The following is a 26,865-nucleotide window of genomic DNA, read 5'->3' on the forward strand; positions in this document are numbered from 1 at the left end:
CGGCAATCAGGTGATGGCGGGTCCGACGTGATGGATTGTCCCCAACAACTAAACTGTAGTTGCTCATTGCCGGAATGAGTGTGTGAAAGAAGACGCAATTTTTCTCCCCGGACGGATGACCGGTCATGAGCAAAGTGACAGAGGCTTGCCGACCCGTTGCCGCCAGGTGTCATCGATGTGCAACCGGCGCTGCAGGCCAACAAATGCGGTGGGAGGATCGCCTGGCCGGGCTTCCGTTGCCTTCCCGGGAAGCGTTGCCTTGCTTCGCAGAATGCGGCCGCACGTACGCCGACCAGGGCCGGGGAAAGCCCGGGCCACTACGCCAGGTTCCGGCGCAATGCAGGCTGCCAGATCGCCCGAAGTGTGCGTTGCCGCCCCTAATCCTGACCGACCTCACGCTAACGTCTTCCCATCCAGCCGTTACTGGCAGGCAGGAGGCGACGATGGAGCATCTGGTTAGAGTGCATAACGAGAACGACCGGCAAACGCTGGAATGGCTGCGCCGGCACGTTGGCGACACCGCCATCGCTGCTGCCGTCCAGCGATGCGAGGGGTCACGGAAACCCTATCTGTCTGACGTCTGCAGACAGCTCGGCGTCAGGGTCCCGCGGCTTCATGTGCCACCGCGAGAGAACCCGAGTCCGGTGGCCGAACAATCGCTGGCGAACATCCGGCGCATCCTTGCCGCACGCATCGCGCTGACCGTAGCGAGCGAGAAATGACCGGCTCGGTTCATAGGTTCGGTCGGGACGATGCAACGACTCCATTGCATCGCGATGAAGCGCACTGGCGGCTTTCCGCTGTCCACCAGGCGTAACGGTTGCGGTCGACGGCATCATGGCGGTTTTGGGCGTTCAGGCGTAGCCGAAACGACTCATCAGACGCGCACAGCACTACGCTCCACGCCGTCCCAGGCAGGGACGGCATGGTATCCATCGCACGACCGGGTCAGACGAAATCGCTTATGACCCGCCAAAGAACACTGGCTTCATTCCACTCGCGCTGGCCGGATGGCCCATCTGCGACGAACCATTGGTCGCAGGGCCGTAGCCGCCGCCCTGGTCTGTCGCACTGCCCGTGGTGGCCGACATATTGGCAGGAAAGTCGACGGTATTCGCATTCGCCGGATTGAAGCCGGCTTGCTGAAGCTGAGCGATCTCACCCTGCACTTGTGCGCGCGTCAACCCCCCGTCCGACTGCGCCATCGATGCAATTGGCACAGCTATGACGGCGACCGCGCAAACTGTGTGGACTAACGTCTTCATAATGGTCCGCCTCGTGGTTGGTTGCTCCGGTTGACACGCGCCTGGCTTTTCGCGGTCAGACGATCGAAGATCAGGCGCGCCGATGCGAGGCATGATGACCTCCCCAGCGACTAATCCCATCTCGAAGCGATGCAGTGAAGCCGGAGCGCCCGAGTCCATATCTCCAACCCAGCCTTGTACGACGCGAAGCTTATCGACTGAGGTTCTGCTCGAGGACATGGACGACGCGACGCTTGCGTGACTGGGCGGCCGCCCTACCGCCGAAGTCAGTCGGTGGTACAGCGAAATCTCCTGATCGCCACTCTCATTATAATTTTCCGTGCGCCCGCTGGCCTCCATCACATGATGGAGATCGTCTTCAATGCCCTTTGCCTGCGCACGTTTCGCCGTGACTCAAAGCTCCTCGCTCGGGTCAAATCAGACGTCGAAGTACAGATAAAACTCCCACGGATGCGGCCGCAGCTTGATCGCGTCGATCTCATGCTTGCGCTTGTACTCGAGCCACATGTCGATCACATCTTCAGTAAAGACATCGCCTCTGCGCAGAAACTCGTGGTCGGCCTCGAGCGCTTTCAACGATTCTTCGAGCGAACCCGGCACCTGGCGGACGTTTTTCGCTTTCTCGGGCGGCAGGTCGTAAATGTTCACATCGAGCGGGTCGCCCGGGTCCGTCCTGTTTTCGATGCCGTCGAGCCCAGCCATCAGCATCGCTGAGAACGCAAGGTACGCATTTGCCGACGGATCGGGACAGCGGAACTCGACCCGCCGGGCATTTGGCGAATCGGAATACATCGGAATGCGCGCGGCCGCCGAGCGGTTGCGTTGTGACATCGCCAGATTCACCGGCGCTTCATACCCGGGCACGAGACGCTTGTAAGAGTTCGTGGTCGGAGCGCAGAACGCCATCAGCGCTGGCGCATGCTTGAGCAGACCGCCAATGTACCAGCGGCATAGGCCCGACGTGAGCGCCCAGCCGTGTGCATCGTAGAACAGATTCTCGTTGTCCTTCCACAGGCTTTGATGACAGTGCATGCCGCTCGCATTGTCGGCGAAGAGCGGCTTCGGCATGAAGGTCGCCACCTTGCCGTGCTGGCGCGCCACGTTCTTGCAGATGTACTTGTAGATCATGACGTTGTCGGCCATCCGCGTGAGCGTGGAAAACCGCATGTCGATTTCGTTCTGTCCCGCGGTTGCTACCTCGTGGTGATGCACTTCCACCTGCACGCCTGCCTGCTGCAGCAACAACACGATCGTGGAGCGGATGTCCTGCAGCGTGTCATGCGGGGGCACCGGAAAATACCCCTCCTTGTAGCGAGGCTTGTAACCGAGGTTGCCGCCGCCATACGCTCCTTCGTCGCGGCCCGTATTCCAGTCCCCTTCGGCAGATTCGACATAGTAGTAGCCGCAGTGTGCATCCTGGGCAAAACGGATCGAGTCGAATATGAAGAACTCGAGTTCGGGCCCGAAGTAGCACGTGGTCGCAATTCCAGTCTGCCGCAGGTACTCTTCTGCCTTCCTCGCGACGTAGCGCGGATCGCGCGAGTACGGCTGATGCATCACGGGATCGACCACGTCGCAGATCATCGAGAGCGTGGGCGTTGCGCTCACCGGATCGATGAACGCAGTCGTTGGATCCGGCTTGAGGAGCATGTCGGATTCCTGAATTTCCTGAAATCCGCGAATCGATGAGCCGTCGAAACCAATCCCGTCGGCAAAGAGGTCGTCGTGCACCTCGGGCAGCGTGATCGAGAAGTGCTGCCAGAGACCGGGCAGATCGGTGAACTTGAGGTCGACGATCTGGATCTTGTGCTCGCGCAGTAGTTCGATAACCTGCTGCGGATTATCAGGACGCGATACGCGAAAACTACCGGCGTCGACGGATACATCGAACGCCGATGCACCTTGCGGACTGGACATGGGGACTCTCCCTGCGCAGCTACTGATCGTGTGCGAGCGCTTCGAGACGAGCGTTGCCTGCGTCTTTCGCCGCGCGCTCCGTGGCGAAGGGCTCTTCGGCTACGAGCGAGCGCCGCACTTCGCGTGCATCGAAGTCGACGAGCGAAATAACCCACACCCAGCCGCCGATTTGCTCGGCGGTCTGCACGAATGCACGCACGTTGCCTTTGTCCTTGGTGTTCATTTGACCTCCTGAATGGAAAAACACCGGAAGCGTCGCCCGCGCCGCGCGGCGGGGGAACATGGGTTACGCGGTCGGCAGGTTGCAGATCAAGGCAGTTTGCCGATGATCGCGCCGATGCCCTGATCGGTGAATTGTGCAAGCGCTACATAAATCGCCATCACGGTTCCCCGTGACGGGTCAACATTCGGGAGAGCCGCGCGGGGTCCGGCCCTGCTGCCCCTGCTCCCCAAACTTCATTTTAGGCAATGGGAATCGACATACCACGGGTTCCCGCAGACGTGATCCATGCTGCGCGCGATTCGGAAATGATCGCCGCGAAAACTTTCAGTGCGAATTCCACCGCCTCGGCACTAGAATTTAGCCATGGTCGCATTCCCGAAGGAGGCTGCCATGACTCAGTCAATGATCAGTTTTTGGGTTGGCCTTGTGGTTCTCGTTGTCGTTGCCATGGCCCTGTCACGTCGATACAGGCGCGATCATCCGGGAGAAAGCCTGAGCCAGTGGCTCGACACGCACCATATGAGCTGGATGCATCGCAAGCACTAGCTGGCGGCGCGGGCTGACACCGAAGAGCGCACCCATTTCCAGCACTAGAATGGTTTATCGCCGGCGTCGTGGACGGTTTCTCTTGCCGGCACGACGTGCGGGATTCTCGTTAGAGGAATACCATGCCGACTTACCAGTACAGGTGCGAGAAGTGCGGTGAGATGTTCGAGCATGCCGAGCATCTTGCTGAACATGAAACCGCTCATCCGCCTTGCCCAAAGTGCGGAAGCGAGAAGGTTCAGCACATACCCACACCATTTGTGGCGAAAACATCCAGAAAGTCCTGAAATCTTTTCAGTAATTCAGGTCTGCTCCGGGTGCTCCCTCTCACGATGATGGTCCGCGGCCAGGAACATATACATCGCGGGCACGACGAACAGCGTGAACAGCGTGCCGATCGACATCCCCGTGAAGATCACGAGTCCCATCGCGTTACGGCCCGCCGCGCCCGCACCCGATGCGATCACGAGCGGCAGCACGCCCAGCACCATCGCGGCCGTCGTCATCAGAATCGGCCGCAAGCGCACGCCAGCCGCTTCTTCGAGTGCTTCGCGCTTGCCGCGCCCCGCCCGTTGCAGTTCATTCGCGAACTGCACGATCAGAATGCCGTGCTTGCTGACGAGGCCCATCAGCGTGACGAGGCCCACTTGCGTGTAAATGTTGAGCGTCGTGAGTCCCACGTTGATGAAGATCAGCGCGCCGAACAGCGCCATCGGCACCGACACGAGAATCACGACCGGATCGCGAAAGCTCTCGAACTGAGCGGCGAGCGCGAGAAACACGATGATCGTCGCCAGCAGCAACGTGATCACGAAGCCGCCAGACTCCTGCACGAACTGTCGCGACAAACCCGAGTAGTCGGCCGTGTATCCCGTCGGCGCGGCGTCGGTGGTGGCCTGACGCAAGAAGTCGAGCACTTCGCCCTGCGAGATGCCCGGCGCGAGCACGCCGGAAATCGTTGCCGAATTGAGCTGCTGGAAATGATTGATCGACTCGGGCACGACGTTGCGCTGCAGATGCGTGACCGTCGACGCGGGAATCACGCTGCCATCGGGCGTGCGCAAGTAATAGTCGAGCACTTGCGACGGGTTCAACCGATCCGTTTGCAGCACCTGCGGAATCACCTTGTACGAGCGGCCAGCAATCGAAAAGTAGTTGACGAAGTTACCGCCAAGCGCCGCGCCCAGCGTCTGCCCGACATCGCTTTGCGTCAGGCCCAGTGAAGCCACTTTGTCGCGGTCCACGAGCAACACACTTTCGGGCTTGTCGATCTTCAGATCGCTGTCGACGAAGAAGAACATGCCGCTTTCGCGCGCCTTTTGCAGCACGGCTTGCGACACTTCGTTGAGGTTCTCGAACGGCTCCGTCGTGCTGATGACGAATTGCACGGGCAATCCTTGCGCGCCCGGCAAGGGCGGAAACTGAAATGCGGCGACACGCGCGCCCGCGATGCCGTTCCACTTCTGCTGCAATTCCTGCTGCAATTGCGTTGCGCCCTTCGTGCGCTTGTCCCACGTCTTGAAGAGCACGCCGCCGATACCCTGGTTCAGCGTCGGCACGCCCGTGAGCTGGAACATCTGCGCGTATTCGGGCAATTGCTTCGAGATCTCGAAGACCTGATCCGCGTAGGTCTGCATCTGCTGGATCGTCGCGTTCGGCGGCCCCAGGACCTGGGACAGAACGATGCCCTGGTCCTCCTGAGGTGCAAGCTCCGACTGCGACGTCATGAAGAGATACACGGTGCCGCATAGCAGCAGCGCGCCCATCACGACGAACACGGACCACGTCTCGAGCATCGCATGCAACAGACGCCGGTAGCCGTGATGCACGCGTTCGAACTGCCGGTCGACGAAGCGCGCGAAGCGGCCCGACTGCTGGTCCGTGCGGAAAAAGCGTGAGCACATCATCGGCGAAAGCGTCAGCGCGATCACGCCCGACACGGTGACGGCGCCCGCCAGCGTGAACGCGAACTCGGTGAAAAGCGCGCCCGTCAGTCCGCCTTGAAAGCCGATGGGCACGTACACGGCGATCAGCACGGCCGTCATCGCGAGAATCGGGCCGCCGAGTTCGCGCGCGGCGATCAGTGCGGCGTCGAAAGGCTGCTTGCCCTCTTCCTTCATATGCCGGTCGACATTCTCGACCACGATGATGGCGTCGTCGACGACGAGGCCGATGGCGAGCACGAGCGCGAGTAGTGTCAGCAGATTGATCGAATAGCCGAGCATCTGCATCACGAAGAACGTGCCGATCAGCGAGAGCGGCATCGCGATCACGGGCACGATCACCGCGCGCAAGCTGCCAAGGAAAAGGAAGATCACGACGGTCACGATCAGCAGCGCTTCGACGAGCGTCTTGATCACTTCGGTGATGGCCGTGTTGATGAAGTCGGTTGCGTCGTAGACGATGTCGCCCGTCATGCCCGTCGGGAACTGCTTCTGCAGGTCCGGGAAGACCGTTTTCACGCGCTTCGCGACATCGAGCACGTTCGCATCGGGTGCCACCTTGATGCCGATGAACACCGATCGCTTGCCGCTGAACGCGACGTTGAAATCGTAATTGTCCGCACCGAGCACGACGTTTGCGACGTCTTCGAGACGCACGATCGCGCCGTTCTTCTGCTTGACGACGAGCTTCCTGAAGTCCTCGACGGAATGCAGGTCGGTGCCCGCATTCAGATCGACGCTGATCATCTGGCCTTTGGTCGTGCCAAGCGTCGCCAGATAGTTGTTGTTGCCAAGCGCCGTGAAGACGTCGGCGGCCGTCACGTTGTGTGCGGCGAGCCTGCCCGAGTCGAGCCATGCGCGCAGCGCGAACTGACGGCCGCCGAGAACTTCCGCCGTCTGCACGCCCTGGATCGAATCGAGCTTCGGCTTCACGACACGCAGCAGATAATCCGTGACGTTGTTGCTCGGCAGCACGTCGCTGTAAAAACCCATGTACATCGCGTCGGTGGTTTGACCCACTTGCACGGTCAGCACGGGCTGTTGCGCCTGCGGCGGCAACTGGTTGCGCACCGATGCGATCTGCGTGTTGATTTCGGTCAGCGCGCGATTGGAGTCGTAATTGAGGCGCAGCGTCGCGGTGATCGTCGAGACGCCCGTGGTGCTCGTCGACGACATGTAGTCGATACCCTGTGCCTGTGCGATCGCGGCTTCGAGCGGCTGCGTGATGAAGCCGGCCATCGTGTCGGCGCTCGCGCCATAGTACGCGGTGGTGATCGTCACCACGCCGTTTTCGGTTTGCGGATACTCGCTGACCTTCAGCGCCGCCAGCGAGCGCAAGCCGAGCACGAGTATCAGCAGGCTCACCACCGATGCGAGCACCGGGCGTTCAACGAAGATGTCGGTGAATTTCATCGCGCGCCCTTCTATTGTTCCTGAGGCGTCGGATTCGGGCTATCCGCAGGCTGCACGCGGTTGTCGATCACGAGAGGCGTGCCATTTTTCAGCTTTAGCTGGCCGCTCGTCACGACCTGCGTGCCTTCGCTGATGCCCTTGAGAATGGCGACCTGGTCGCCGCGCGTCGGACCCGGCGTGACGAACACCTGTTGCGCGACGGGCATGATCTTGCCTTGCGCATTCTTTTGCTCGCCGTGCTTCACGATGAACACGGTTGCGCCATAGGGGTTATAGGTGATCGCCGTTTGCGGCAAGGTCAGATAGCGCTGAACGCTGCCCGCATCGATCTTCACGTTCGCATACATGCCGGGCAGCAGCTTGCGCTCGCGATTGTCGACGGTCGCCTCGATCTGCACGTTGCGCGTCGTGCTGTCCACGCGCGGATTGATCGAGCGGATCTTGCCGTCGAACGTGCGGTTGCCGAACGCATCCGTATCGACGACGATCGCCTGGCCAACCTGCAACTGGCCGAGCTGCTGCTGCGGCAGAAAGAAGTCGGCGTAGATCGGGTCGATGGCTTGCAGCGTGACGATGGCGTCACCTGGATTGATGTACTGGCCGGGGTTGACCGTCGTGATGCCGACGCGTCCCGCGAACGGCGCGCGAATCGTCTTCTTCTCGACGAGCGCGGCCTGTTGATCGACCTGGGCTTTTTTACTCTTGAGGTCGGCGGCGTCGGCGTCGAGCTGCGCCCTGGCAATCGCCTGAATGCCGAACTGCGCCTTGTCGCGCGTGTAGACCGTTTGCGCAAGGTCCGCCGCAGCTCGCAGCGACGCAAGCTGCGCGCGGTCCGAATCGTCGTTCAGGCGCACGAGCACCTGGCCTGTCTTCACCTCCTGGCCCGAGTTGAACGCTATCTCGCGCACGAGCCCGGCCACTTCCGTCGTCACGTCGACGCCGCGCACCGCGCGCAGGCTGCCCACTGCGGCAAGCTGCGGCTGCCATGATTGATAGCTTGCGATGGCGGCCGTGACGGTGGCGGGCGGCGCGGTGTTGCTCGCCATGAACTTCCTGATCATGTGCGCCCTGAACAGATTGAAGCCGACCAGCGCGCCGAGCAGTATGCCCACGCAGATCAGCATGATGATCATCCGCTTTGCTATCGGTTTTTTCGTCGTCATCGTCATGTCCTGGCAGGGGCGGCGACTGCAAACGCATTCACTTCGGCGTAGCCGGCGTGGGTTGGGCTGCCTGGCTCGTCGCCGTGTCGTTCCACCAGCCGCCGCCGAGCGCCTGGAACAGCGCCGCTGTGTCCGCATAGCGCGCGGCCTGCGCCTGCGCGAGATTCACGACGGTCTGCTGGTATTGACGCTGCGCATCGAGCAGCGCCAGATAGCTGACCCCGCCGATGCGAAACTGGCCGCGCGTCAGGTCGAGCGAATCGCCGGCTGCGCGCCATGCCTGCGTCTGCGCGTGCAGGCCGGTTGCATCATGTTCGAGCGCGCGCAATGTATCCGCGACGTTCTGGAACGCGAGCAGCACCGTTTGGCGGTATTGCGCGTTGGCCTCATCGAATGCCGCTTCTGCGGCGCGCTTTTGCGCGCTTAGCTGGCCGCCGTGAAAGATCGGCTGCGTGATCCCTGCGCCGATGCTCCAGATCATGTCGGCGTACTTAAGAAGGCCCGCGGGCGTCAGTGCCTGCGGACCGTAACTCGCGGAGAGCGTGAGCTGCGGATACATGTTCGCCGTCGCAACGCCGACCTGAGCGCTCGCCTGATGCAGCGTGGCGTCGGCGGCGAGAATGTCGGGGCGCTGACGCACGAGCGAAGACGGCACGCTGACGGGCAACGTTTGCGGCAGCGTGAACATCGACAGCCTGAACTCGGGCACGTCCGTATCGCTCGGCGGCCTGCCCGCAAGGACCGCGAGCTGGTCACGCGTCTGGTCAAGCGACTGACGCAGCGGCGGCAATGTCGCGCGCGTCTGCGCCACGAGCGTTTCCTGCGCAAGCACCGCGGCGCGGCTCACGCCGCCCAGCCCGAGCTGCTGGCGCATGATGCCGAGCTGCGTGTCTTCGTCGTCGGCGATGCGCTCGGTCGCTTCGATCTGCTCCCGCAGCGAGGCTTCCTTGATGGCCGCCGTCACGATGTTCGCGGTCAGCGCGAGATACGCAGCCTGCAACTGAAAACCCTGGTAATCGACCTGCGAGCGCAGCGATTCGAGCTCGCGCCTTCCGCCGCCGAACACATCGAGGTTGTACGACACGCTCACCGATGCGTTATAGAGGTTCAGCAGTTCCGTGAGCTGCGGCTCGCCGAACGTGACACCGCTGAACTTCTCGCGCGTCGCATTGGCCGTCGCGTCGACGGACGGATACAGCGTGGTGCCCATTTGCGCACGAAGATTCTCGCCGGCCTGCCTGAGCGCCGCTTGCGCCGCGGCGACGTTGGGGCTGTTGGCGAGCGCTTCGCGAATCAGCGTGTCGAGCGGCTCGCAATGAAAGAGCGTCCACCACTGGGCGGGAATGTCATGGCCGGCCACGAATTGTTGAGCGACACCCGACGCACCCGGCGACGAGGCGGTTTGATCGGGTAGCGGCGTGGTCGTGTAGGTGTCGGTAGCGGGCGGGGCGGGCGTATGGTAATCCGGGCCAACAGTGCAGCCGGACAAGGCGATCAGGACAGCGACCCATGCGGCACGCGTGACCGTCTCGCAAGCTGCATGGCGGCGAGACGCACTGCGCGAATGCCCGTGCAAGTGACTGCGACTGAAACCGTGGTTGACGTCATCGATCATCGATCCACCCTGTTTCACTGCGCGGAATACGAACGAAACGGCAGATGCAGAGTTTAAAATCATGCCACAACATGTTCACATGACCCTCGAACGGACTTGCCACGCGACAAGCCGAAAAAGGAAGTGAATCATCAGATTGATTCGGAATCCGGTTCAATCATCGGACTGCACCAGTGCGGTAGCAGCTTGGCGGAATCCCGATACTTTCCGATCGCCGGAAGGATTCTGAAAGAAAACTGAAACTCCCCTGATGCCACGGGTCTGGTGTGGGCCGACTCCGGTCCCAGACCAACGTGGACTACCATTGGAATTGCCGACCTCTGCCCAGCCGGTAAGCTGTGACGCAGGGTGTCGGCGCCCCGCATGAAGCCCGACCGGCCGCGGCTATGGCAGCCGGTCGCCATCAGCGCCTCGGGGCGATGACTCCCCTTGCTACCGGGGCGACGTGCCCACGGAGGTCGACATAAGCAGTGAGGCATCGAATGAAAACGGGCCTGATCTGGCCCAGGGCGTGCCCATCGAATCAATCGGCGAAGCTGGCCTGTTGTCAGGACACGTCGGCAATGACGCGGTCCTGATTGCACGGCTCGGCGATGAATTCGTCGCTATTGACGCTACCTGCACTCACTACCACGGCCCGCTCGCTGAAGGGTTGATCGTCGGGGACACGGTACGGTGCCCATGGCATCACGCGTGCTTCAGCCTGCGCACCGGGGAAGCGGTGCGAGCCCCTGCGCTCAGCCCTGTCGCTTGCTGGTCTACGGAAGTTCGGGGCGACAAGATTGTCGTACTGCACAAAAAGACGCCGCCCGCTGGTTCCGTGACCGCGCCGGCCGGCGCGCCACAGAAGATCGTTATCGTCGGCGCAGGGGCTGCTGGTTTCGCTGCTGCTGAGCGTCTGCGGCGCCTCGGCTACGCGGGCAGTCTCACCATGCTGAGCGACGACGAGGCGCCGCCGGTGGACCGGCCAAACCTCTCCAAAGACTATCTGGCTGGCAGCGCGCCCGAGGAGTGGGTGCCGCTTCGAGATGACGCCTTCTACGCAGATGAACGCATCGATCTGCGGCTCCGGGCCAGCGTTGTACGCCTTCATGTCGACGCGCACGAGGTGGAGCTGGCGGATGGCTCCAAGGTGCCCTACGACCGTTTGCTGCTGGCCACGGGAGCCGAAGCGGTTCGCTTGCCCATCCCCGGCATGGATTTGCCGCATGTGCATACCCTTCGCACATTGGCCGACTGCCGCGCCATCATCGCTCGCGCGGCGAACTCGAGGCGCGCGGTCGTCATCGGGGCCAGCTTCATCGGACTGGAAGTGGCGGCGTCTTTGCGCGCACGTGGGCTCGAAGTACACGTCGTGGCGCCGGAGCAGCGTCCGATGGAACGCGTGCTGGGGCCGCAGATGGGTGAATTCGTGCAGCGCCTGCATGAAGAACACGGCGTCGTCTTCCACCTCGGGAACACCGCCAGCGCGATCGATACTCAGCAGGTATCGCTCAAAGCGGGTGGCAGCCTTGAAGCCGATCTGGTGGTGGTCGGCGTTGGTGTGCGGCCACGACTCGCACTGGCCGAGCAGGCCGGCCTCGCGATCGACCGTGGCGTGCTGGTCGATGCCTGCTTGCAGACAAGCGCGCCTGGCGTCTTCGCTGCCGGCGACATCGCTCGGTGGCCCGATCCGCACAGTGGCACGGCAATTCGCGTGGAGCACTGGGTCGTCGCCCAACGCCAGGGACAAACGGCGGCAATGAACCTGATTGGCGGACGTGAGAAGTTTGACGCCGTGCCATTCTTCTGGAGCCAGCACTACGATGTCCCGATCAACTATCTCGGCCACGCGGAAAGCTGGGACGAGATCTCAGTTGACGGCGATATTGCAGGACGCGACTGTTTCCTGCGCTACAAGCGGGACGGACGTGTCGTCGCGGTGGCGTCTATCTATCGCGATGCAGAAAGTCTGCGGGCAGAAGTCAAGATGGAACGCGACTTTCGTTGACGGCAGAACGAATCGCACCGGTCACCGTCCAGTCAGAATCCCAAGGATCTTTTGCACGATGCGTTCGTGCCGCTCGAGCGCCTCATCGAGCGTGCTAGCGCCATAGCTCTCGTTATCATCCGGCACTTCCATTCCGGCGATTCGCGTCACAAAGAGCGCGGGTTCCCCAGTCTTCGCGTCGGCCACGCCGCGAAAGCGCGTCGTGACCGTCACGCCGGACGCTTCGAGCAGCGTGCGGCGAAAGATCAATTCGTTCTCGGCCATCCAGCGCGACCACTCGCCGCGGTCGAACACCTCGACAGGCTTGTTCTTCGCGTCGAGAACGTAAAGGCGCTCAGACTGGGACGGAACGGAGCGGGATCTCATCGATTTGACACCAGAGTGATCATTGACATCCCCCGGCGCGCAAGCACCTTATAGGTGGGTTCCTGCTTCGTCGGGTGGCCTGACTGCGCCATCCCTCCACAGGCAATAACGGCATGTCCTGCCGCTAGAACATTGAGCGCGCCAACGTCGTCGGCGTTCGCTTCGTGTCCGCACTCGACGCACTTGAACAGCGCTTGCGTCTTCCGGTTGTCCTTCGAGACATGGCCGCAACACGGGCACGTACGGCTCGTGTTCTTCGGGTCTACCGCGACGAAAAAGCCGCCGCGCCATGCCGTCTTGTATTCGAGTTGGCGGCGGAATTCGCCCCAGCCCTGGTCGAGAATCGACTTGTTGAGGCCGGACTTCGCGCGAACGTTGCGTCCTGGTGCGTCTGCCGTGCCCTTCGCCGACTTCGACATGTTGCTGATTTTCAGGTCTTCGAGCGCAACCATTGCGTGGTTTTTGCTGATTGCGTTCGATGCCTTGTGGAGGAAATCAGCGCGAGCGTCCGCGATACGCGCGTGGATGCGCTGAATGCGGGCCTTCGCTTTCTTCCAGTTGCTACTGCCTTTGACCTTGCGGGCCATCCGGCGCTGATACTTCGCAAGCCGCTGCTCGTGCTTGCGGAACGACGCGAGCGGCGCGATGTATGAGCCATCCGACAACGTCGCGAAGCGAGCCACACCCACATCGATACCGACAGCCGGGCCAACCGGAACCGGCTGCTTTACCTCGCGACGCGTGAGAATCGACACGTACCACTTACCCGCGCGAAGCGATACGGTAGCGCTACGGACCTCGCCGAGCACCGTACGACTGTTCCGGTAGCGAATATAGCCGAGCTTGGGCACGAACACGCGGCCATTGTCGCGGTCCAGCTTTATCTGCTTCGGGTCCGGATACCGGAAGCTGTCGCCCATTCCCTTGCGCTTGAAACACGGGAATTCCGCGCGCTTTTCGAAGAAGTTGACGAACGCCCGCTCCAGGTCCTTCAGCGTCTGCTGCTGAGTATGGACCGGACCATCCTTCATCCACGGCGTGTCGGTGCTATTGCGCCATTGCGTGAGCCGCTTGCACATGCCAGCAAAGCCGACGAACTTCTGACCGGCTGCGTGGTTTTCCTTCTGAAACGCCAGCGCCTTGTTATAGACGAACCGGCACGCACCGGCGAACTGGCGCATCTTGTGCGCCTGCTCGCCGGTCGGCATGAGTTCGAATTTGAAGGCTTGAAGGCGCTCCATGTCGCGCACTATATTTTGCGCCCTTGAAACTACGCAAGAGGGAAATATGGGCCGCCCACGACTATCCGCCCAAGGTCGCCGTGTCGGCGCTCGTGAACAGCCTGAAGGGGGGTTTCGAGCCGGATGATTCGGCAGAAGAACTACCCGTCCATCCGGCGCAAGCTGTGGGGCGATGCGCTTTGGTCGCCGTCCTACTTTGCGGGGTCGTGCGGCGGTGCGCCTATCGCGGTTGTGCGTCAGTACATTGAACAGCAGCAGACGCCGCATTAAGGCCGTAGAAGGACGGCTACGCCGTCCGCGCTATCCTCCCCGCCGTGAACGAGGCTTGCCGCGCTTCCCGGTCAATTGACAATCTATCACCGCTGCCAGCGTCGGTGGGTCTGCCGGTGGTCACATCAGCGCCGACTCCTTCCGACCGACGCGGAGTCGATCAATCAAGTCGTTGGTGACTCTGCGGGCTGTCAATAAATCGCGTCGCAACCGTTCGACGGCAACCATGCCCCATGGAAAAGCAAAGACGAATACAACGCATCCGAACCCGGTAAGGATTGCTGCAATCGTCCGGTTTGCCTGCGTACCGTTATGCGGCAACCTGTGGCGGAGCCACACAAATGCCGGTTCGATCCCAACGTCCAGCGTCATCGCCAAAACCAGGATCAAGGCGACGTGCAATGCCAGCTGCAATTCGAGGAAAACCGTCGTGTCGTCATTTTTCTCGTGAATCAGCGCGATCATCCGACCAGCGATCGCAAGCGTAGCTAACGCGAGCGCGCAAAAACAACTCAATTCGAACATGGTGATTTTATCGTCCCAGGTTTTCCGTTCCATCGCGCCTCGCTAATCGGGCCAGCGAGTGGCTTTGCTTGACATGGTGTGGCTACCAAAACGGCAACGGCGTCCTGCCCGCCCGGTCGTTCAACCAGGTGCGCAGGACGCCGTTGCCCAGGGAGCCCGTTGCCGGGCAAGTCAGTATTCGGTGATGCCCAGGATGGCATGACGGAGCGAATCGCCATTGACTCGCCTTGGTGCAATGCAACGCAAGTGCTGTGCCAATGCGTTTCTCCCATCACAGGCGTGGATATCGCTGCACGTCTGCGCAGCGCAGCACGGATCTGGTGCGCAACGGCACCCGGCAGGGTCGCGCTGCACTACAGCGCTGCTTCCAGCTACCCCATCCGAGCGGCTGCGCCGGCGTAACGCCGCGGCCCGGCCCGCGCCGCCTCGCGCGGATCGTGCTCCATGTCAGGGTCGATCAACGCGGATTCTCACGGGCGCAATCGTCCAGATCCGTTCACAGTATTCGCCGATCGCGCGATCGGACGAGAATTTCCCCGAGCGCGCCGTGTTGAGGACCGACATGCGCGTCCAGCGTGCCTCGTCTTTCCAGACTTCGCTCACCCGCTCCTGGCACGCGACATAGTCTGCGTAATCGGCGAGCACGAGAAATGGATCGTCCCGCATCAGGTTCTCGACGAGTGGACGAAACACCTCCTGGTCGCCACACGAAAAGTATCCGCCTGCAATCAGGTCCAGCACGTCGCGCAACTCCGCATTGCCTTCGACATAGTGCGCGGGCCGATAGCCTTCGCGTTTGACGTATTCCACCTGTTCGGCAGTCAGACCGAATAGAAAGAAGTTTTCGTCGCCCGTTTCCTCGCGGATCTCGACGTTGGCACCGTCCAGCGTTCCGATCGTGAGCGCGCCGTTCATCATGAATTTCATGTTGCCGGTGCCGGACGCTTCCTTGCCGGCAGTTGAAATCTGCTCGGACAGATCGGCGGCGGGATAGATGAATTGCGCGTTCTTCACATTGAAGTTGGGAAGGAACACGACTTTCAGCCTGTCCTCCACGATGGGGTCGTTGTTCACGACCTCGGCGATACCCGTGATCAGCCGGATCATCAGTTTCGCCATCTTGTAGCCTGGCGCCGCTTTTCCGCCAAAGATGAAACAGCGCGGCACGCAACCCAGTTCGCGATTACGGCGCAGACGCTGGTAAAGCGTGATGACGTAAAGCGCGTTCAGATGCTGTCGCTTGTACTCGTGAATACGCTTTACCTGAATGTCGAAGAGCGCGTCGGGATCGACAATGACGCCCGTGGCGGTTCGGATGCGCTGCGCCAGCGCCTTTTTGTTCGCCCGCTTCACTGCACGCCACTTTTCCAGAAACGCCGGATCGCCGGCGTGCGCCTCGAGTTTCCGAAGCAGCGTGAGGTCGGTGACCCATCCCTCGCCCACCGTTTCGTCAAGAAGCCGGGCGAGCCCTGGATTGGCGAGCAGAACGAAGCGGCGCGGCGTGACGCCGTTCGTAACGTTGAGAAAACGTTCGGGCCACAACTGCGCAAAGTCGCGCAGCACGGTCTGCGTGAGAAGCGCGGAATGCAGCGCCGCAACACCATTGACCGCGTGGCAACCGATGGTCGACAAGTGCGCCATGCGCACTTTTTTCTCGCCTGCCTCGTCAATGATCGACATGCGCGCCACACGCGCCTCGTCGCCCGGATAGTGCTGCCGCACCTCGTCGAGGAACCGCCGGTTGATCTCGTAGATGATCTCGAGCGGACGCGGCAGCAACCGTCCAAAAAGCGGCAAACCCCACGTCTCCAGCGCTTCAGGCAGCAGCGTATGGTTGGTATAGGCAAGCGTGCGACGTGTAATGTCCCATGCCTCTTCCCAGGGGAGCAGCCGTTCGTCCACGAGCAGGCGCATCAGTTCGGCGACGGCGATGGCAGGATGGGTATCGTTCAGTTGCGCGGTGAACATTTCCGCGAAACGCGAAACAGGTTCGCCTTTCAGATCGAGCAGACGCAGCATGTCCTGGAGCGAGCACGAGACGAAGAAGTACTGTTGCGCAAGGCGCAGTCGCTTGCCGGCTTCGGGCTCGTCATTCGGATACAGCACCTTGGACAGCGTTTCGGAGATCACCTTTTCCTGCACGGCCTGGTAGTAGTCGCCGGCATTGAAGTCCTCCAGGGCGAAGGATTCGATAGCCTCGCTCTTCCACAGGCGCAGTGTGTTGCACGTATTGACCCGAAAGCCGGGCATCGGCGTATCACAAGCCACGCCTTTGACCATGCGCGCAGGCAGCCAGCGCACGCGAAAGCGGCCTTGCGCGTCGTTCCACATTTCAGTATGCCCGCCGAACGAGACGTCGTAGCTCAGGTTTGGGCGCACGATCTCCCATGGATTGCCCTTTTGCAGCCAAAGGTCGGCGACTTCGACCTGCCAGCCATCGCGAATATCCTGATTGAAGATGCCGAACTCATAGCGGATGCCGTAGCCTACGGACGGAATTTCGAGCGTCGCGAGCGAATCCAGATAACAGGCCGCGAGCCTGCCTAGCCCGCCATTTCCGAGCCCCGGCTCTTCTTCGAGTGCAAGCAGTTCGTCGAGATCCTGACCGAGCTCGTGCATGGCGTCGCGCGCATTGTCTTCGATACCGAGATTGACGAGGTTGTTACCCAGCTGCGGTCCAATCAGGAACTCGGCGGAGAGGTAGCACGCCACCCGCAAATCGCGCTCCGCATAGGTCTGGATCGTCGCAGCCCAGCGCTCCAGCATGCGGTCACGCACGCTATAGGCTAGCGCCATGTACCAGTCGTGCGGCGTCGCTATGCCCGGCGTACGGGCCTGCAGGCAGACCAGATTGTCGAGCACGCCGCGCCGCAACGCGTCGATGCTCAGGCCGCTACGCGCGGATTCGGCGCTCGGGTTCGCGGCTGACGTTGGGGTGATGGCCACGATGCTTCCCCATGTTTCAGTTTGACTCGACGCAATCGCAGCGAACGATTCTCCGACCTCTGTCGCCCCGCCCGGGTGGCGTTGCCACGCCGAGGGTCACCCGACGCCTGCGTGCGGGCATCGGGTTTCGCAAGATGCAGGAGGTCGAAGCCAGTTAGCTGTTTGATGAAGAGAATGAACCGAACTCGCCTTTCTCAATTTCCGGTTGCAGCACGGTGTGAATCTGGCGCATTCGGGGGGCGTTACAGGCAAGTATGGTTGGTCCGTACCAGTTTCACAACCTGGGCCGCTTCACTGCTCGCCTTCCCGGAAAATGGGCGCGTGCGCTCTCGTGAGGCCGCTACCATTTGGGCACTGAACATCGTTCGAACTCATGTGCGAGGAGTTTGGGGACGGCACAGCATCCCTCGACGCCATGTTGACGGGAGCCAAATCTCTGACTAAAGTCAGAGATATGAGTGCAGCCGATATTCTCCAGATTCGTCGCTTTAACCGCATCGTCGCCGAGAGCATTGGCGCCATCGACGATCATTTCCTCGGACGAGGCCGCCCGATGGGTGAGTCACGCCTGCTATGGGAGATCGGTGTCGACGGTACGGATATTCGTGCTCTTCGCGCGAGGCTAAACCTTGATTCAGGCTATGTGAGCCGGACCTTGGCGTCTCTTGAGCGACAAGACCTTGTTGCCGTCCGCACTCATTCGAACGACCGCCGCGTGCGCCGGGCTTGCCTGACTGAGAAAGGGCTCATGGAAAGGGCCGAACTCGAACGGCTCTCCGACGCAGTCGCCTTACGTGCGCTCGAGCCGCTCGGCGACGAGCAGCGACGCAGGCTGGTCGCAGCCATGTCTGAGGTTGAGCGTTTGCTACAGGCATCGCTGGTGCATTTTGCCCTTGAGACGCCGGATAGTGATGAAGCGAAGTGGTGCTTTGAACAATACTTCGGTGAACTCAACGATCGCTTTGAGGCAGGATTCGATCCGTCTATGAGCCTGTCCGCAGATGCCCATGAACTGACGGCGCCGCAAGGCGCGTTGATCGTCGCGAGACTCCATGGAAGCCCGATAGGCTGCGTCGCGCTGAAGTTTCACAAGAAGTCGCCGGCCGAACTCAAGAGAATGTGGGTGAGTCCCACCGCACGAGGTATGGGTGTCGGCCGCCGGTTGATCGTCGAGGCGGAGAAGCGTGCCCGGCAGGCCAAAGCGCGCGTGATCCGCCTGGAGACAAATCGCGCTCTGCGCGAGGCGATTTCTCTATACCGGCAATCTGGATACATCGAAGTCGATGCGTTCAGCGCTGAACCCTATGCCCATCACTGGTTTGAAAAGCGATTGGTCTGAACGGCCGGGTGATGCGCCCCTTGTTTGAGCGAGCGTGCTTTTTTGCGTTCAGCTTCCTCAGTTGCACCCAGATGGGGCGATCCGGAATTCGGAACAGGACACCGCGCCGGCTCAGCGCGGCGCGACGACAATTGCGACCCGGCGGTTTTGTGCGCGGCCGGCTTCCGTGCGGTTGTCGCCCACCGGATCGCGCTTGCCTTTCCCAATGATCTCGACGTGTTCGGCAGGCAGCCCGGTGTCGACGAGTTCGAGTGCTACGACCTCGGCACGGCGTCTGGACAACTCAAGGTCATAGGCGCTCGAGCCCTCCGCGTCGCTGTAGCCATACACGCGCACACTGGTAAGCCCTGCCGACGTAAGCGTGTGGCCAATTCGCTCGACGATCCGGCGGGCGTCGGGCTTGAGGTTGTAGCGGTCGAAGTCGAACAGGATGGGGCCGGTCAAGCCGAACTCGAAACCCTGCCCGGTCTCCTCGAATCCCGCAGACGTGAGCGCCTCGACTTGCTTGTGCGTCAGACCGCGGTAAAGCGGCGGCGTTTGGCAGCCCCCAAGGAGCAAACACAGGAGCAGTGCGCTCCCAATGCCTGCACGCCAGATGCGTGCAGGTAACGCGTGTTTCTTCATCACATTCCCCTCGAGCGCGCCGGCGTGCACGCGCTGTTTTGAGTTCTTGCGACGGCCCGGCTGCTGTGCCGTGCCATCACGTCAAGCCGGTCCGGCGACACCTTCGGCGAACTGCCACGATCCGGGCCGCGCGCGCTTGGCCCGGTACATCGCCGCATCCGCAGCGCGCAGCAAGCCGTTCGCGTCGCACGCGTGTTCGGGATACAGCGCAATACCGATGCTCATCATGGTGGCGACCGTGCGGCCATCGGACAACGTGATCGACAGCGTCATGCCGGACAGTATGTCCTCGGCGATGCGGGCGGCGCTGGCCAGTTCGCGCATCGGCGCCAGCATCACGGCGAATTCGTCGCCGCCGAGGCGTGCCACGAGGTCGACTTCGCGCGACTGCGTGCGCAGCCGCGCCGCGATAGCGATCAGCACCGCGTCGCCGGCGTCATGGCCGAAGCAGTCGTTGATCTCCTTGAAACGGTCACAGTCGAGATAGAGGACGGCGACCCGCTGCTGCGTCACCATGGCCTCGCCGAGGGCGCGCTTGAGGCGAGCCTCGAACTGCAAACGGTTGGGCAGGCCAGTGAGCGCATCGTGGGTTGCCTTGTGCTCGAGCGATGCGTTTTCGTTGCGCAGGTTGTTCTGCCAGTCTTCGAATTCATCGAGCAAGGCGTTGAAATCGTCGCCGAGCTCGTTCAGTTCGGCAATCGCAGCGGGCTCGACTCGTCGATCGAACGCGCGGTCGCGCCGCACTGCGTGGGCGACGCCAGCCAGCGCACGCAGGGGAGCGACAATGCTGCGCACCACGCGCTTCGAGCTGACATAGGCCCCAAGCACACTAACGGCGAGGCAGGCCAGGATGCCGCCGACGCCGCCCAGCAGGAAGCCGAAGAACTGGTGCCCCTGACCACGCACTTCGACGTAACCGACGACGATGCCGTCGTGCCGCACCTGCACTGTCACGGGCCCGGGCAGCGCAAGGTCGGCGACTGCCCGCTCGAGCCGGGCGATCGCGCTGGCGGCAGGCGAGCGCCATGCCGCGAACGGCCGGCCCCTGCCATCCGTGACGACGATCTGGGCCACGTCCTCTTCTTTGGCGATCAGCTCGATCGCCTGGGTCGCCGCGACGCGGTCACCGAACACCAGCGCCGCCTCGACCGTATAGCCGAGCGAGCGGGCCAGCAGGTTCAGGTTGTTGCCGGAATAGGCACGCAATGCGATCACGGCGACCAGGATCAACGACACAGCGGCCATTGTGACGGCGACGAACGCCAGACGCAGGTGCGCGCGGCGCAATACGCCTTGCAGCGTCAGACGCGGCGCAGGCGGAGGGGCAACAGGGGGCGCGGGCTGTGTCATGGCGTCACCGGCCGCCGCGCGAGGTTGAGCACATTCGGGTGGACTCGCACGCCGCTGCGCGCCACGGCATCGAGATTGATGTCGAACGTGACGCGTTCGCCATCGACATTCAGGCAGAACATGCTGCCCGCGGTGCACGACGGATCGTGTTCCGCAATGGTCAGGACCGGATGGCCAGCCACGGCGGCGCTGATCTGCTGCCGCTCAGCGTCGCTCAGGTCGCCAAGATAAACGACGTCGCAGGCTGCGCCGAGGGCCGAATCATCAAAGTGGACACGCCGCACCTCGAGCGGCGTCGAGCCGGCCTGCAGCGTGTCGACGAGGCCCTGCGCGTAGTCGGGTCGGCCCGTCACGCACAGGTGCAGGCGCCCGGGCGGCGTCGGCCAGTGCGTAAAGCTGATGATGCCCAGCACGACCTGGCGCACGGCGGCGTCGCGCGGCGAAACGGCAGGGTCGGTAGGGCTCGCGCCGGTAACGGCGCGCGCCGTGTTGGCTGGATCGACTGTATTGGCGGGTGTGTCGGCGGGCGCAGCCGGTGCCGCGCCCAGCGCGCAAGCCACTGCGAGCAAGGCATGGCAAAGCGACGCCGACCAGCCACGCCGGGCAGACGTCGCCAGCGCGGCGATCTCCGTCGCGCACTTTCGCGTCAATGCAGACGCACGACAGGCACCCGCCGCGCGCACGCTCGCATCCATGATGAAAACACTTGTTGGCGTCGATCCGCGCGCTGCCTTCTGGCGCCCGCCTTTTGCGGGCCTGCACCAGCCTGTGCGCATAGAAGTTCATCTTAGGCGCAAAATCGCACAGTCAACCAGTTGGAAACACCTGTTCGCGCGGCAGCCATCACGATTGCCGCGTTGCAGCGAATTGATCTGCACATTGGCGGGTAGTTGGCGCAACCGGACTGCCCGGCAAGGAAATTGTTCGACAGTTCTCGCTCGAACACGAGGTCATGGGTGCAAGCCGCAATGGCCCCGACCTCTTCATAAGCGTCGCAGACAAAGCGTCCATCGTGTCAAATTCAGGAGATGACCATGAATCTCGCTGGCAAAACAATATTTATGTCAGGTGGCAGTCGGGGTATCGGACTCGCCATTGCACTGCGCGCGGCACGCGACGGAGCGAACGTCGTGATTGCAGCGAAGACGGCCGACCCGGACCCGCGCCTTGAAGGCACGATACATACGGCCGCCGCTGCTGTGGAAGCGGCTGGCGGAAAGGCGCTTCCACTCGTCGTCGACATTCGCGATGAGGAGCGCGTAAAGGACGCCGTTGCCAGGACCATTGAGGTATTCGGCGGGATCGACATACTCGTGAACAATGCGAGTGCCATCCGACTGACGGGAACGCTGGACACACCCGTCAAGCGCTACGACCTGATGCACGGAGTGAACGGCAGGGGCACGTTTGTCTGTGCGCAGGCCTGTCTGCCTCACCTGCTCAATTCGCCTAATCCGCACATCCTGACGCTGTCACCTCCCCTGGTCACAGACGCAAAGTGGTTCAAGGATTTTCCGGCTTACGCCATTGCAAAATACACGATGAGCCTGTTTACGCTGGCGCTCGCTGGCGAGTTCAAGGACCGTGGCGTCGCCGTGAATTCATTGTGGCCAAGAACCGCGATTGCGACTGCCGCGGTGCGCAACGAGATTGGCGGCACGCAGATGATTGCTGCGTGCCGCAAGCCGGAGATAGTTGCCGACGCAGCCCACTATATTCTGACGCGCCCATCAAGGGAGTCCTCCGGAAAATTCTTTCTGGATGACGAAGTTCTATTGGCGGCTGGCGTCCGGGACTTCTCGCAATACGACGTCGAGGCTGGCGCGGCATTGCAGGCAGATCTTTTCGTTGAGGCCTTGCCGGGCATGCTACGGGCGGACAATATGATTAAAGTTGCGAAGCCCTCGTGAGATGCAGCGGACCTGCAAGCGCACGAGAGCCGCCCATGAATGGCTCATTCAACCTTGTGGGTCCACCCGAACGGGTCCGCAATCTTGCCGCGCTGAATGCCGGTGAGCGTCGTGCGAATCTGTTGCGTGACAGGTCCTTCGCCGCCATCTCCGATCTTGAATTCGCCCGCAACGTGACGAACCTCTCCGATGGCCGTCACGACCGCTGCCGTACCACAGGCGAAGGCCTCCTTGACGCGGCCACTGATTGCATCGGCTTGCCACGTTTCAAATGCATAAGGCTCTTCGGAGACTGTCATGCCCTCCTGTCTCGCCAACTCAATAATGGAAGCACGCGTAATACCGGGCAAGATGGTGCCGGATAGCGGCGGTGTACGCAGCGAACCGTCGTCCATCACGAAGAAAACGTTCATGCCACCCAGTTCTTCGATCCATTTGTGTTCCGCGGCGTCAAGGAACACAACCTGGTCGCAGCCTTTCGCTGCCGCCTCGGTTTGCGCAATCAGGCTGGCAGCATAATTTCCACCGCATTTGGCTGCGCCTGTTCCACCCGGTGCCGCACGCGTGTAGTGGTCAGACACCCAAACAGTGACCGCGGTCTTGCCCGGCTTGAAATACGGCCCAACGGGCGAGGCAATCACACAGAACACGTACTCATTCGACGCGCGCACACCGAGAAAACTTTCGGATGCAAACATGAAGGGCCGAAGGTACAGGCTGCCATCTCCCCCAGGAACCCAGGCCCGATCCACCTTCACGAGAGCATCCACTGCGCCGACAAAGAGTGTTTCGGGGAGTTCGGCCATGGACATGCGCGCGGCCGACGCGCGAAACCGCCTTGCGTTCTCGAGAGGCCTGAAAAGCGAGATCGAGCCGTCTTCGCCGCGATAGGCTTTCATGCCCTCAAATATTTCCTGCGCGTAGTGCAGGACGGCGCAGGCGGGGTCAATCTGAAACGGCCGGCGCGGCTCGACTTTCGCGTCGTGCCAGCCAAGGGTACTTGTCCATCGAACAGTCACCATGTGATCGGTGAACACGCGACCAAATACCGGGTTCGTAATACTCGCGGTGATCTGATCGTGTGGGGTAGGTGTCTCGATGGGCGAAATAGTAAATTGCGCAGTTGTTTCAGTATTCATGGCTGTTTCGAGTAGTAACGAAAATATCCCTGCAGTGCGGCGGTCTGTGACCTGAAAACCTCAATCGCTGATCGCTATCGATGCGCGCTGCCGGAATTCACGTCCGCGCCCTGCCGAGCCAGGGCAACGAGTGCGCCATCGGAAACGATGGCCTCCCGATCAGCGAGCGCCTTGAAGCGCGCGAACGCCGCATTCAATTCCGCATCGCTGTCCATCATGACGCCCAGCTCACGCAAGCGCTGTTTGAAGGCGGTTCTTCCAGAAAGCTTCCCAAGCACGATCTTGTTCGCGCTCCAGCCTACGTCTTCCGCCCGCATGATCTCATAAGTATCGCGCGCTTTGAGCACACCGTCCTGGTGAATGCCGGACGCATGAGCGAATGCGTTAGCGCCAACGACCGCCTTGTTGGGCTGCACCGCAAACCCGGTAATCTCCGAGACCAACTGTGAAGCCGCAACGATCTGGCTCGTATCGACGCGCACGTCGAGGCCGAAGTGATCTCGCCGGGTCTTGACTGCCATGACGACTTCCTCGAGCGCCGTATTCCCTGCCCGTTCGCCAAGCCCGTTGATCGTGCACTCGATCTGCCTTGCGCCGCCCGATTTGACCGCCGCTAGTGAGTTCGCCACAGCAAGGCCAAGATCATCGTGACAGTGCACCGAAAAAACCGCCCGGTCTGAATTGGGAATGCGCTCGCGCAGTTCCCGGATCAGTGCTGCATAGCCTTCTGGCATGGCGTAGCCGACGGTATCGGGTACGTTGATCGTAGTCGCGCCTTCGGCAATGACGCCTTCGAGCACCCGGCAGAGAAAGTCCATATCTGAGCGGCTGGCGTCTTCTGGCGAGAACTCGACGTCATCAGTGAAATTACGCGCCTGACGCACCGCGCGACGCGCCTGCTCGTACACCTGATCGGGCGACATACGGAGCTTTTTCTCCATATGCAGTGCCGACGTCGCAAGAAAGGTATGGATACGATAACGGCTGGCTGGCCGCAGAGCTTCAGCTGCACGTGAAATGTCACGCTCGTTCGCGCGGGCGAGAGAACAGATAATGCTATCTTTCACTTCGCCTGCAATTGCGCGCACAGCCTGAAAATCGCCCTCGGAGCTGGCTGCGAAGCCTGCTTCGATCACGTCGACCCGCATGCGCTCGAGTTGCCTCGCGATGCGGAGTTTTTCTTCTTTTGTCATCGACGCACCCGGCGACTGCTCTCCATCCCGCAAGGTGGTATCGAAAATGATGAGTTGTTCTGCCATGCCAGTCTCCTGTGGGGATCGGCCGCTACATTGATCAGGGAATGGGGGGTAACCCTTCCTGCTTGCCGGAACGCTGGATCACAGCGCTCGGCCGTTCGCGATTATAGCCAACGAGATTTCAGATTAACCTGGGGTCAACCCGCGACTTCGAAAGCCCAGTGGCGGGCTAGCGGGCGTGCCGGATTGGGAACTGGAGCACGATCGTCGCGTCAGGTCTCAACGCGCGATCCAGCGGCGTGCGCGTATCGTCCGCGTACGAAGGCAAGATCAGCCACTCGCCGCGCAAGTCAGCCGCCTGAATTTGTGGCACGCATGCGGCCCCCGCGGTCATTGCGGCGCCTGCGCAACGGGTTCCGGCGTAGTCGGCTGCGCCGGCGATGGTCCGCTTGCCGGTGCCGGCACGCTCATCTGCTCCGCCTGAACGACCCAGCCGCCGCCCATCGCCATGTAGAGGTTGACGAGGTTCGTCAGCGTCGCGGCCCGTGTCTGCGTTTGCTGCAGTTCCGCGTTGAACAGATTGCGCTCGGCATCGAGCACCTCCAGGTAGCTCGTATAGCCGCCCTCGTAACGCAGCCGCGCGAGCCGCAGATATTTGCGCAGGTAGGCGACCTGCTGGCTCTGAATCTCAAACTGCTCGCGTGACTTTTGCACCGAGATCAGCGCGTCGTTGACCTGCTGGAACGCAACCTTGATCGCATTTTCGTAGGCGAACAGCGCCTCCTGTTGCCGCGCTTCGGCTTGCTTGTTCTGGCCGTAGATATTGCCGCCCGTGAAGATCGGCATCACTGCCGAGCCGGCAAACGACCATACCCGCGCAGGTCCGGTGAAGAGATTGGAGAACTGCGTGCTCACGGATCCGAAGAGTCCCGTGAGCGAGATTTGCGGGAAATACAGCGCGCGCGCCGCGCCAATCAGCGCATTTTGCGCGACCAGATTCTGCTCGGCCTGCAGCAGGTCGGGCCGGCGTTCGAGCAGGTCCGACGGCATGCCCTCAGGGACGGCGGGCGTCGAGAGATCCACCAGTGCGCGGCCGCGCAGGATCGGCTCCGGATTGCTGCCGAGCAGCACCGAGAGCGCATCTTCCTGCTGTGCGATCTGCTGCTCGAATTGCGGGATGGTCGCCTTCGTCGCCGCATAGTCGGACTGGCTCTGGGCAAGCTCCATATCCGAGGTCTGTCCGAACTGCTGGCGCAGCGTGAACACGTGTACGGAATCGGCCCGGCTCACGGTCGTGCTCTGTGCGATCTCAAGCTGCATATCGAGGCTGCGCAGCGTGATATAGGACGTCGCGACCGATGCGACGAGCGTCAGGATCGTCGCGCGGCGGCTCTGTTCGGCCGCGTTCACGTTCGCACGCGCCGCCTCGGTTTCGCGTCGTACCTGGCCAAACAGGTCGATGGTCCAGAAGGCCGACACGCTCGCCTGGAACTCGTTGAAGACCGGCGAAACGCCAGCCGGTATCGGCGTCGGCCCGTTCTGCGACGCGCGCTCGCGCGCCGCGCTGAAACCGGCGCTCGCCTGCGGGAACAGCGCCGAACGGGTGCTCACGAACTGCCCCATGAATTCGTCGACACGCGCGGCCGCCTGCTTCACGTTGAGGTTGTTCTCGAGCGCGGTCTTCACCAGGTCGTTCAGTACCGGGTCGTCGAACTGCTCCCACCACGTGGTGTTGGCGACGTCGGCCACGTCCGGGTACGCAAACCGGTACGTTGCCGGCACATCCGCTTTCGGCCGTTCGTAGTTGGGACCGAGCAGACAGCCGTTCAGCAAGCTCATCACGAGGACCGGCGCAGCGACGCGCGCGAAGGCAGCGGCACGCAT

General features: G+C 61.8%; 20 protein-coding genes and 3 pseudogenes. 6 read left to right on the forward strand and 17 right to left on the reverse strand.

The window, feature by feature from the left end:
- Positions 1-443: 443 nt before the first annotated feature.
- On the forward strand, positions 444-722 hold the full coding sequence (locus L0U83_RS35850; protein WP_233888906.1) for a CppA family protein: 279 nt from the start codon (positions 444-446) through the stop codon (positions 720-722).
- A gap of 240 nt (positions 723-962) precedes the next feature.
- Here the strand turns inward: L0U83_RS35850 and L0U83_RS40750 are convergent, their stop codons facing one another.
- The 3 genes from L0U83_RS40750 to L0U83_RS35865 form a co-directional block, all read right to left on the reverse strand.
- On the reverse strand, positions 963-1,604 hold the full coding sequence (locus L0U83_RS40750; protein ID WP_308445111.1) for a DUF4148 domain-containing protein: 642 nt from the start codon (positions 1,602-1,604) through the stop codon (positions 963-965).
- A 78-nt stretch (positions 1,605-1,682) separates the two neighbouring features.
- Entirely contained in the window at positions 1,683-3,182 is a 1,500-nt protein-coding gene (gene glnA, locus L0U83_RS35860) for a type I glutamate--ammonia ligase (protein WP_233888908.1), read from the reverse strand.
- 19 nt (positions 3,183-3,201) lie between these two features.
- Positions 3,202-3,405, reverse strand: coding sequence for a hypothetical protein (locus L0U83_RS35865; protein ID WP_233888910.1), 204 nt, complete (start codon positions 3,403-3,405; stop codon positions 3,202-3,204).
- A 668-nt stretch (positions 3,406-4,073) separates the two neighbouring features.
- Between L0U83_RS35865 and L0U83_RS35870 the strand changes: the two genes are divergently transcribed.
- Positions 4,074-4,238, forward strand: coding sequence for an FmdB family zinc ribbon protein (locus L0U83_RS35870; protein ID WP_233888912.1), 165 nt, complete (start codon positions 4,074-4,076; stop codon positions 4,236-4,238).
- A gap of 15 nt (positions 4,239-4,253) precedes the next feature.
- Here L0U83_RS35870 and L0U83_RS35875 read toward each other — a convergent pair whose 3' ends face one another.
- From L0U83_RS35875 to L0U83_RS35885, 3 genes are read right to left on the reverse strand one after another with little or no spacing between them, the layout of a single operon-like run.
- A complete protein-coding gene (locus L0U83_RS35875) occupies positions 4,254-7,307 on the reverse strand; it encodes an efflux RND transporter permease subunit (protein WP_233888914.1) in 3,054 nt (1,017 codons plus the stop codon).
- 11 nt (positions 7,308-7,318) lie between these two features.
- Positions 7,319-8,470, reverse strand: a complete 1,152-nt coding sequence (locus L0U83_RS35880) for an efflux RND transporter periplasmic adaptor subunit (RefSeq protein ID WP_233888916.1) — start codon at positions 8,468-8,470, stop codon at positions 7,319-7,321.
- A 37-nt stretch (positions 8,471-8,507) separates the two neighbouring features.
- On the reverse strand, positions 8,508-10,085 hold the full coding sequence (locus L0U83_RS35885; protein ID WP_233888917.1) for an efflux transporter outer membrane subunit: 1,578 nt from the start codon (positions 10,083-10,085) through the stop codon (positions 8,508-8,510).
- Between the two features lie 511 nt (positions 10,086-10,596).
- Here L0U83_RS35885 and L0U83_RS35890 point away from each other — a divergent pair.
- On the forward strand, positions 10,597-12,075 hold the full coding sequence (locus L0U83_RS35890; RefSeq protein ID WP_233888919.1) for an FAD-dependent oxidoreductase: 1,479 nt from the start codon (positions 10,597-10,599) through the stop codon (positions 12,073-12,075).
- A 21-nt stretch (positions 12,076-12,096) separates the two neighbouring features.
- On the opposite strand, the gene L0U83_RS35895 is transcribed toward L0U83_RS35890, so the two are convergent.
- Positions 12,097-12,441 carry a hypothetical protein gene (locus tag L0U83_RS35895; RefSeq protein WP_233888920.1) on the reverse strand — a complete coding sequence of 115 codons (345 nt, stop codon included), beginning with the start codon at positions 12,439-12,441 and terminating at the stop codon, positions 12,097-12,099.
- Complete coding sequence (locus L0U83_RS35900; RefSeq protein ID WP_233888921.1) at positions 12,438-13,682, reverse strand: RNA-guided endonuclease InsQ/TnpB family protein; 1,245 nt, start codon at positions 13,680-13,682, stop codon at positions 12,438-12,440. The genes L0U83_RS35895 and L0U83_RS35900 overlap by 4 nt, the downstream gene beginning before the upstream one ends.
- Before the next feature lie 59 nt (positions 13,683-13,741).
- Between L0U83_RS35900 and tnpA the strand changes: the two are divergent.
- A pseudogene (tnpA, locus tag L0U83_RS35905) lies at positions 13,742-13,952 on the forward strand (IS200/IS605 family transposase); the annotation flags it as partial.
- 120 nt (positions 13,953-14,072) lie between these two features.
- On the opposite strand, the gene L0U83_RS35910 reads toward tnpA, so the two are convergent.
- Positions 14,073-14,510, reverse strand: coding sequence for a hypothetical protein (locus L0U83_RS35910; RefSeq protein ID WP_233888923.1), 438 nt, complete (start codon positions 14,508-14,510; stop codon positions 14,073-14,075).
- Positions 14,511-14,924: 414 nt separating this feature from the next.
- On the reverse strand, positions 14,925-17,423 hold the full coding sequence (locus tag L0U83_RS35915; protein WP_233888924.1) for a glycogen/starch/alpha-glucan phosphorylase: 2,499 nt from the start codon (positions 17,421-17,423) through the stop codon (positions 14,925-14,927).
- Positions 17,424-17,877: 454 nt separating this feature from the next.
- Between L0U83_RS35915 and L0U83_RS35920 the strand changes: the two genes are divergently transcribed.
- Positions 17,878-18,762, forward strand: coding sequence for a bifunctional helix-turn-helix transcriptional regulator/GNAT family N-acetyltransferase (locus L0U83_RS35920; RefSeq protein ID WP_233888926.1), 885 nt, complete (start codon positions 17,878-17,880; stop codon positions 18,760-18,762).
- 111 nt (positions 18,763-18,873) lie between these two features.
- On the opposite strand, the gene yfiB is transcribed toward L0U83_RS35920, so the two are convergent.
- The 3 genes from yfiB to yfiR form a co-directional block, all read right to left on the reverse strand.
- Entirely contained in the window at positions 18,874-19,386 is a 513-nt protein-coding gene (yfiB, locus tag L0U83_RS35925) for an outer membrane lipoprotein YfiB (RefSeq protein ID WP_233888928.1), read from the reverse strand.
- Positions 19,387-19,467: 81 nt separating this feature from the next.
- Positions 19,468-20,736: a diguanylate cyclase DgcN/YfiN gene (dgcN, locus tag L0U83_RS35930; RefSeq protein ID WP_233888931.1), complete on the reverse strand. Its 1,269-nt coding sequence runs from the start codon at positions 20,734-20,736 to the stop codon at positions 19,468-19,470.
- Entirely contained in the window at positions 20,733-21,431 is a 699-nt protein-coding gene (gene yfiR, locus L0U83_RS35935; protein WP_233888934.1) for a regulatory sequestration protein YfiR, read from the reverse strand. The genes dgcN and yfiR overlap by 4 nt, the downstream gene beginning before the upstream one ends.
- 339 nt (positions 21,432-21,770) lie before the next feature.
- On the opposite strand from yfiR, the gene L0U83_RS35940 reads away from it, so the two are divergent.
- The gene (locus L0U83_RS35940) at positions 21,771-22,646 is read left to right on the forward strand and encodes an SDR family oxidoreductase (RefSeq protein WP_233888936.1); all 876 of its coding nucleotides are present in this window, start codon (positions 21,771-21,773) and stop codon (positions 22,644-22,646) included.
- Between the two features lie 44 nt (positions 22,647-22,690).
- Here the strand turns inward: L0U83_RS35940 and L0U83_RS35945 are convergent, their stop codons facing one another.
- The 4 genes and pseudogenes from L0U83_RS35945 to L0U83_RS35960 all read right to left on the reverse strand — a co-directional run bounded on the left by L0U83_RS35945 (position 22,691) and on the right by L0U83_RS35960 (position 26,865).
- Complete coding sequence (locus L0U83_RS35945; RefSeq protein ID WP_233888938.1) at positions 22,691-23,785, reverse strand: branched-chain amino acid aminotransferase; 1,095 nt, start codon at positions 23,783-23,785, stop codon at positions 22,691-22,693.
- A gap of 145 nt (positions 23,786-23,930) precedes the next feature.
- Positions 23,931-25,044 (reverse strand): annotated as a pseudogene (locus tag L0U83_RS35950) (2-isopropylmalate synthase); the annotation flags it as partial.
- Between the two features lie 214 nt (positions 25,045-25,258).
- Positions 25,259-25,348: pseudogene (locus L0U83_RS35955) on the reverse strand (LysR substrate-binding domain-containing protein); the annotation flags it as partial.
- A gap of 23 nt (positions 25,349-25,371) precedes the next feature.
- A complete protein-coding gene (locus L0U83_RS35960) occupies positions 25,372-26,865 on the reverse strand; it encodes an efflux transporter outer membrane subunit (RefSeq protein ID WP_233888939.1) in 1,494 nt (497 codons plus the stop codon).

Source organism: Paraburkholderia flagellata (genome assembly GCF_021390645.1).
Classification (GTDB): Bacteria; Pseudomonadota; Gammaproteobacteria; order Burkholderiales; family Burkholderiaceae; genus Paraburkholderia; species Paraburkholderia flagellata.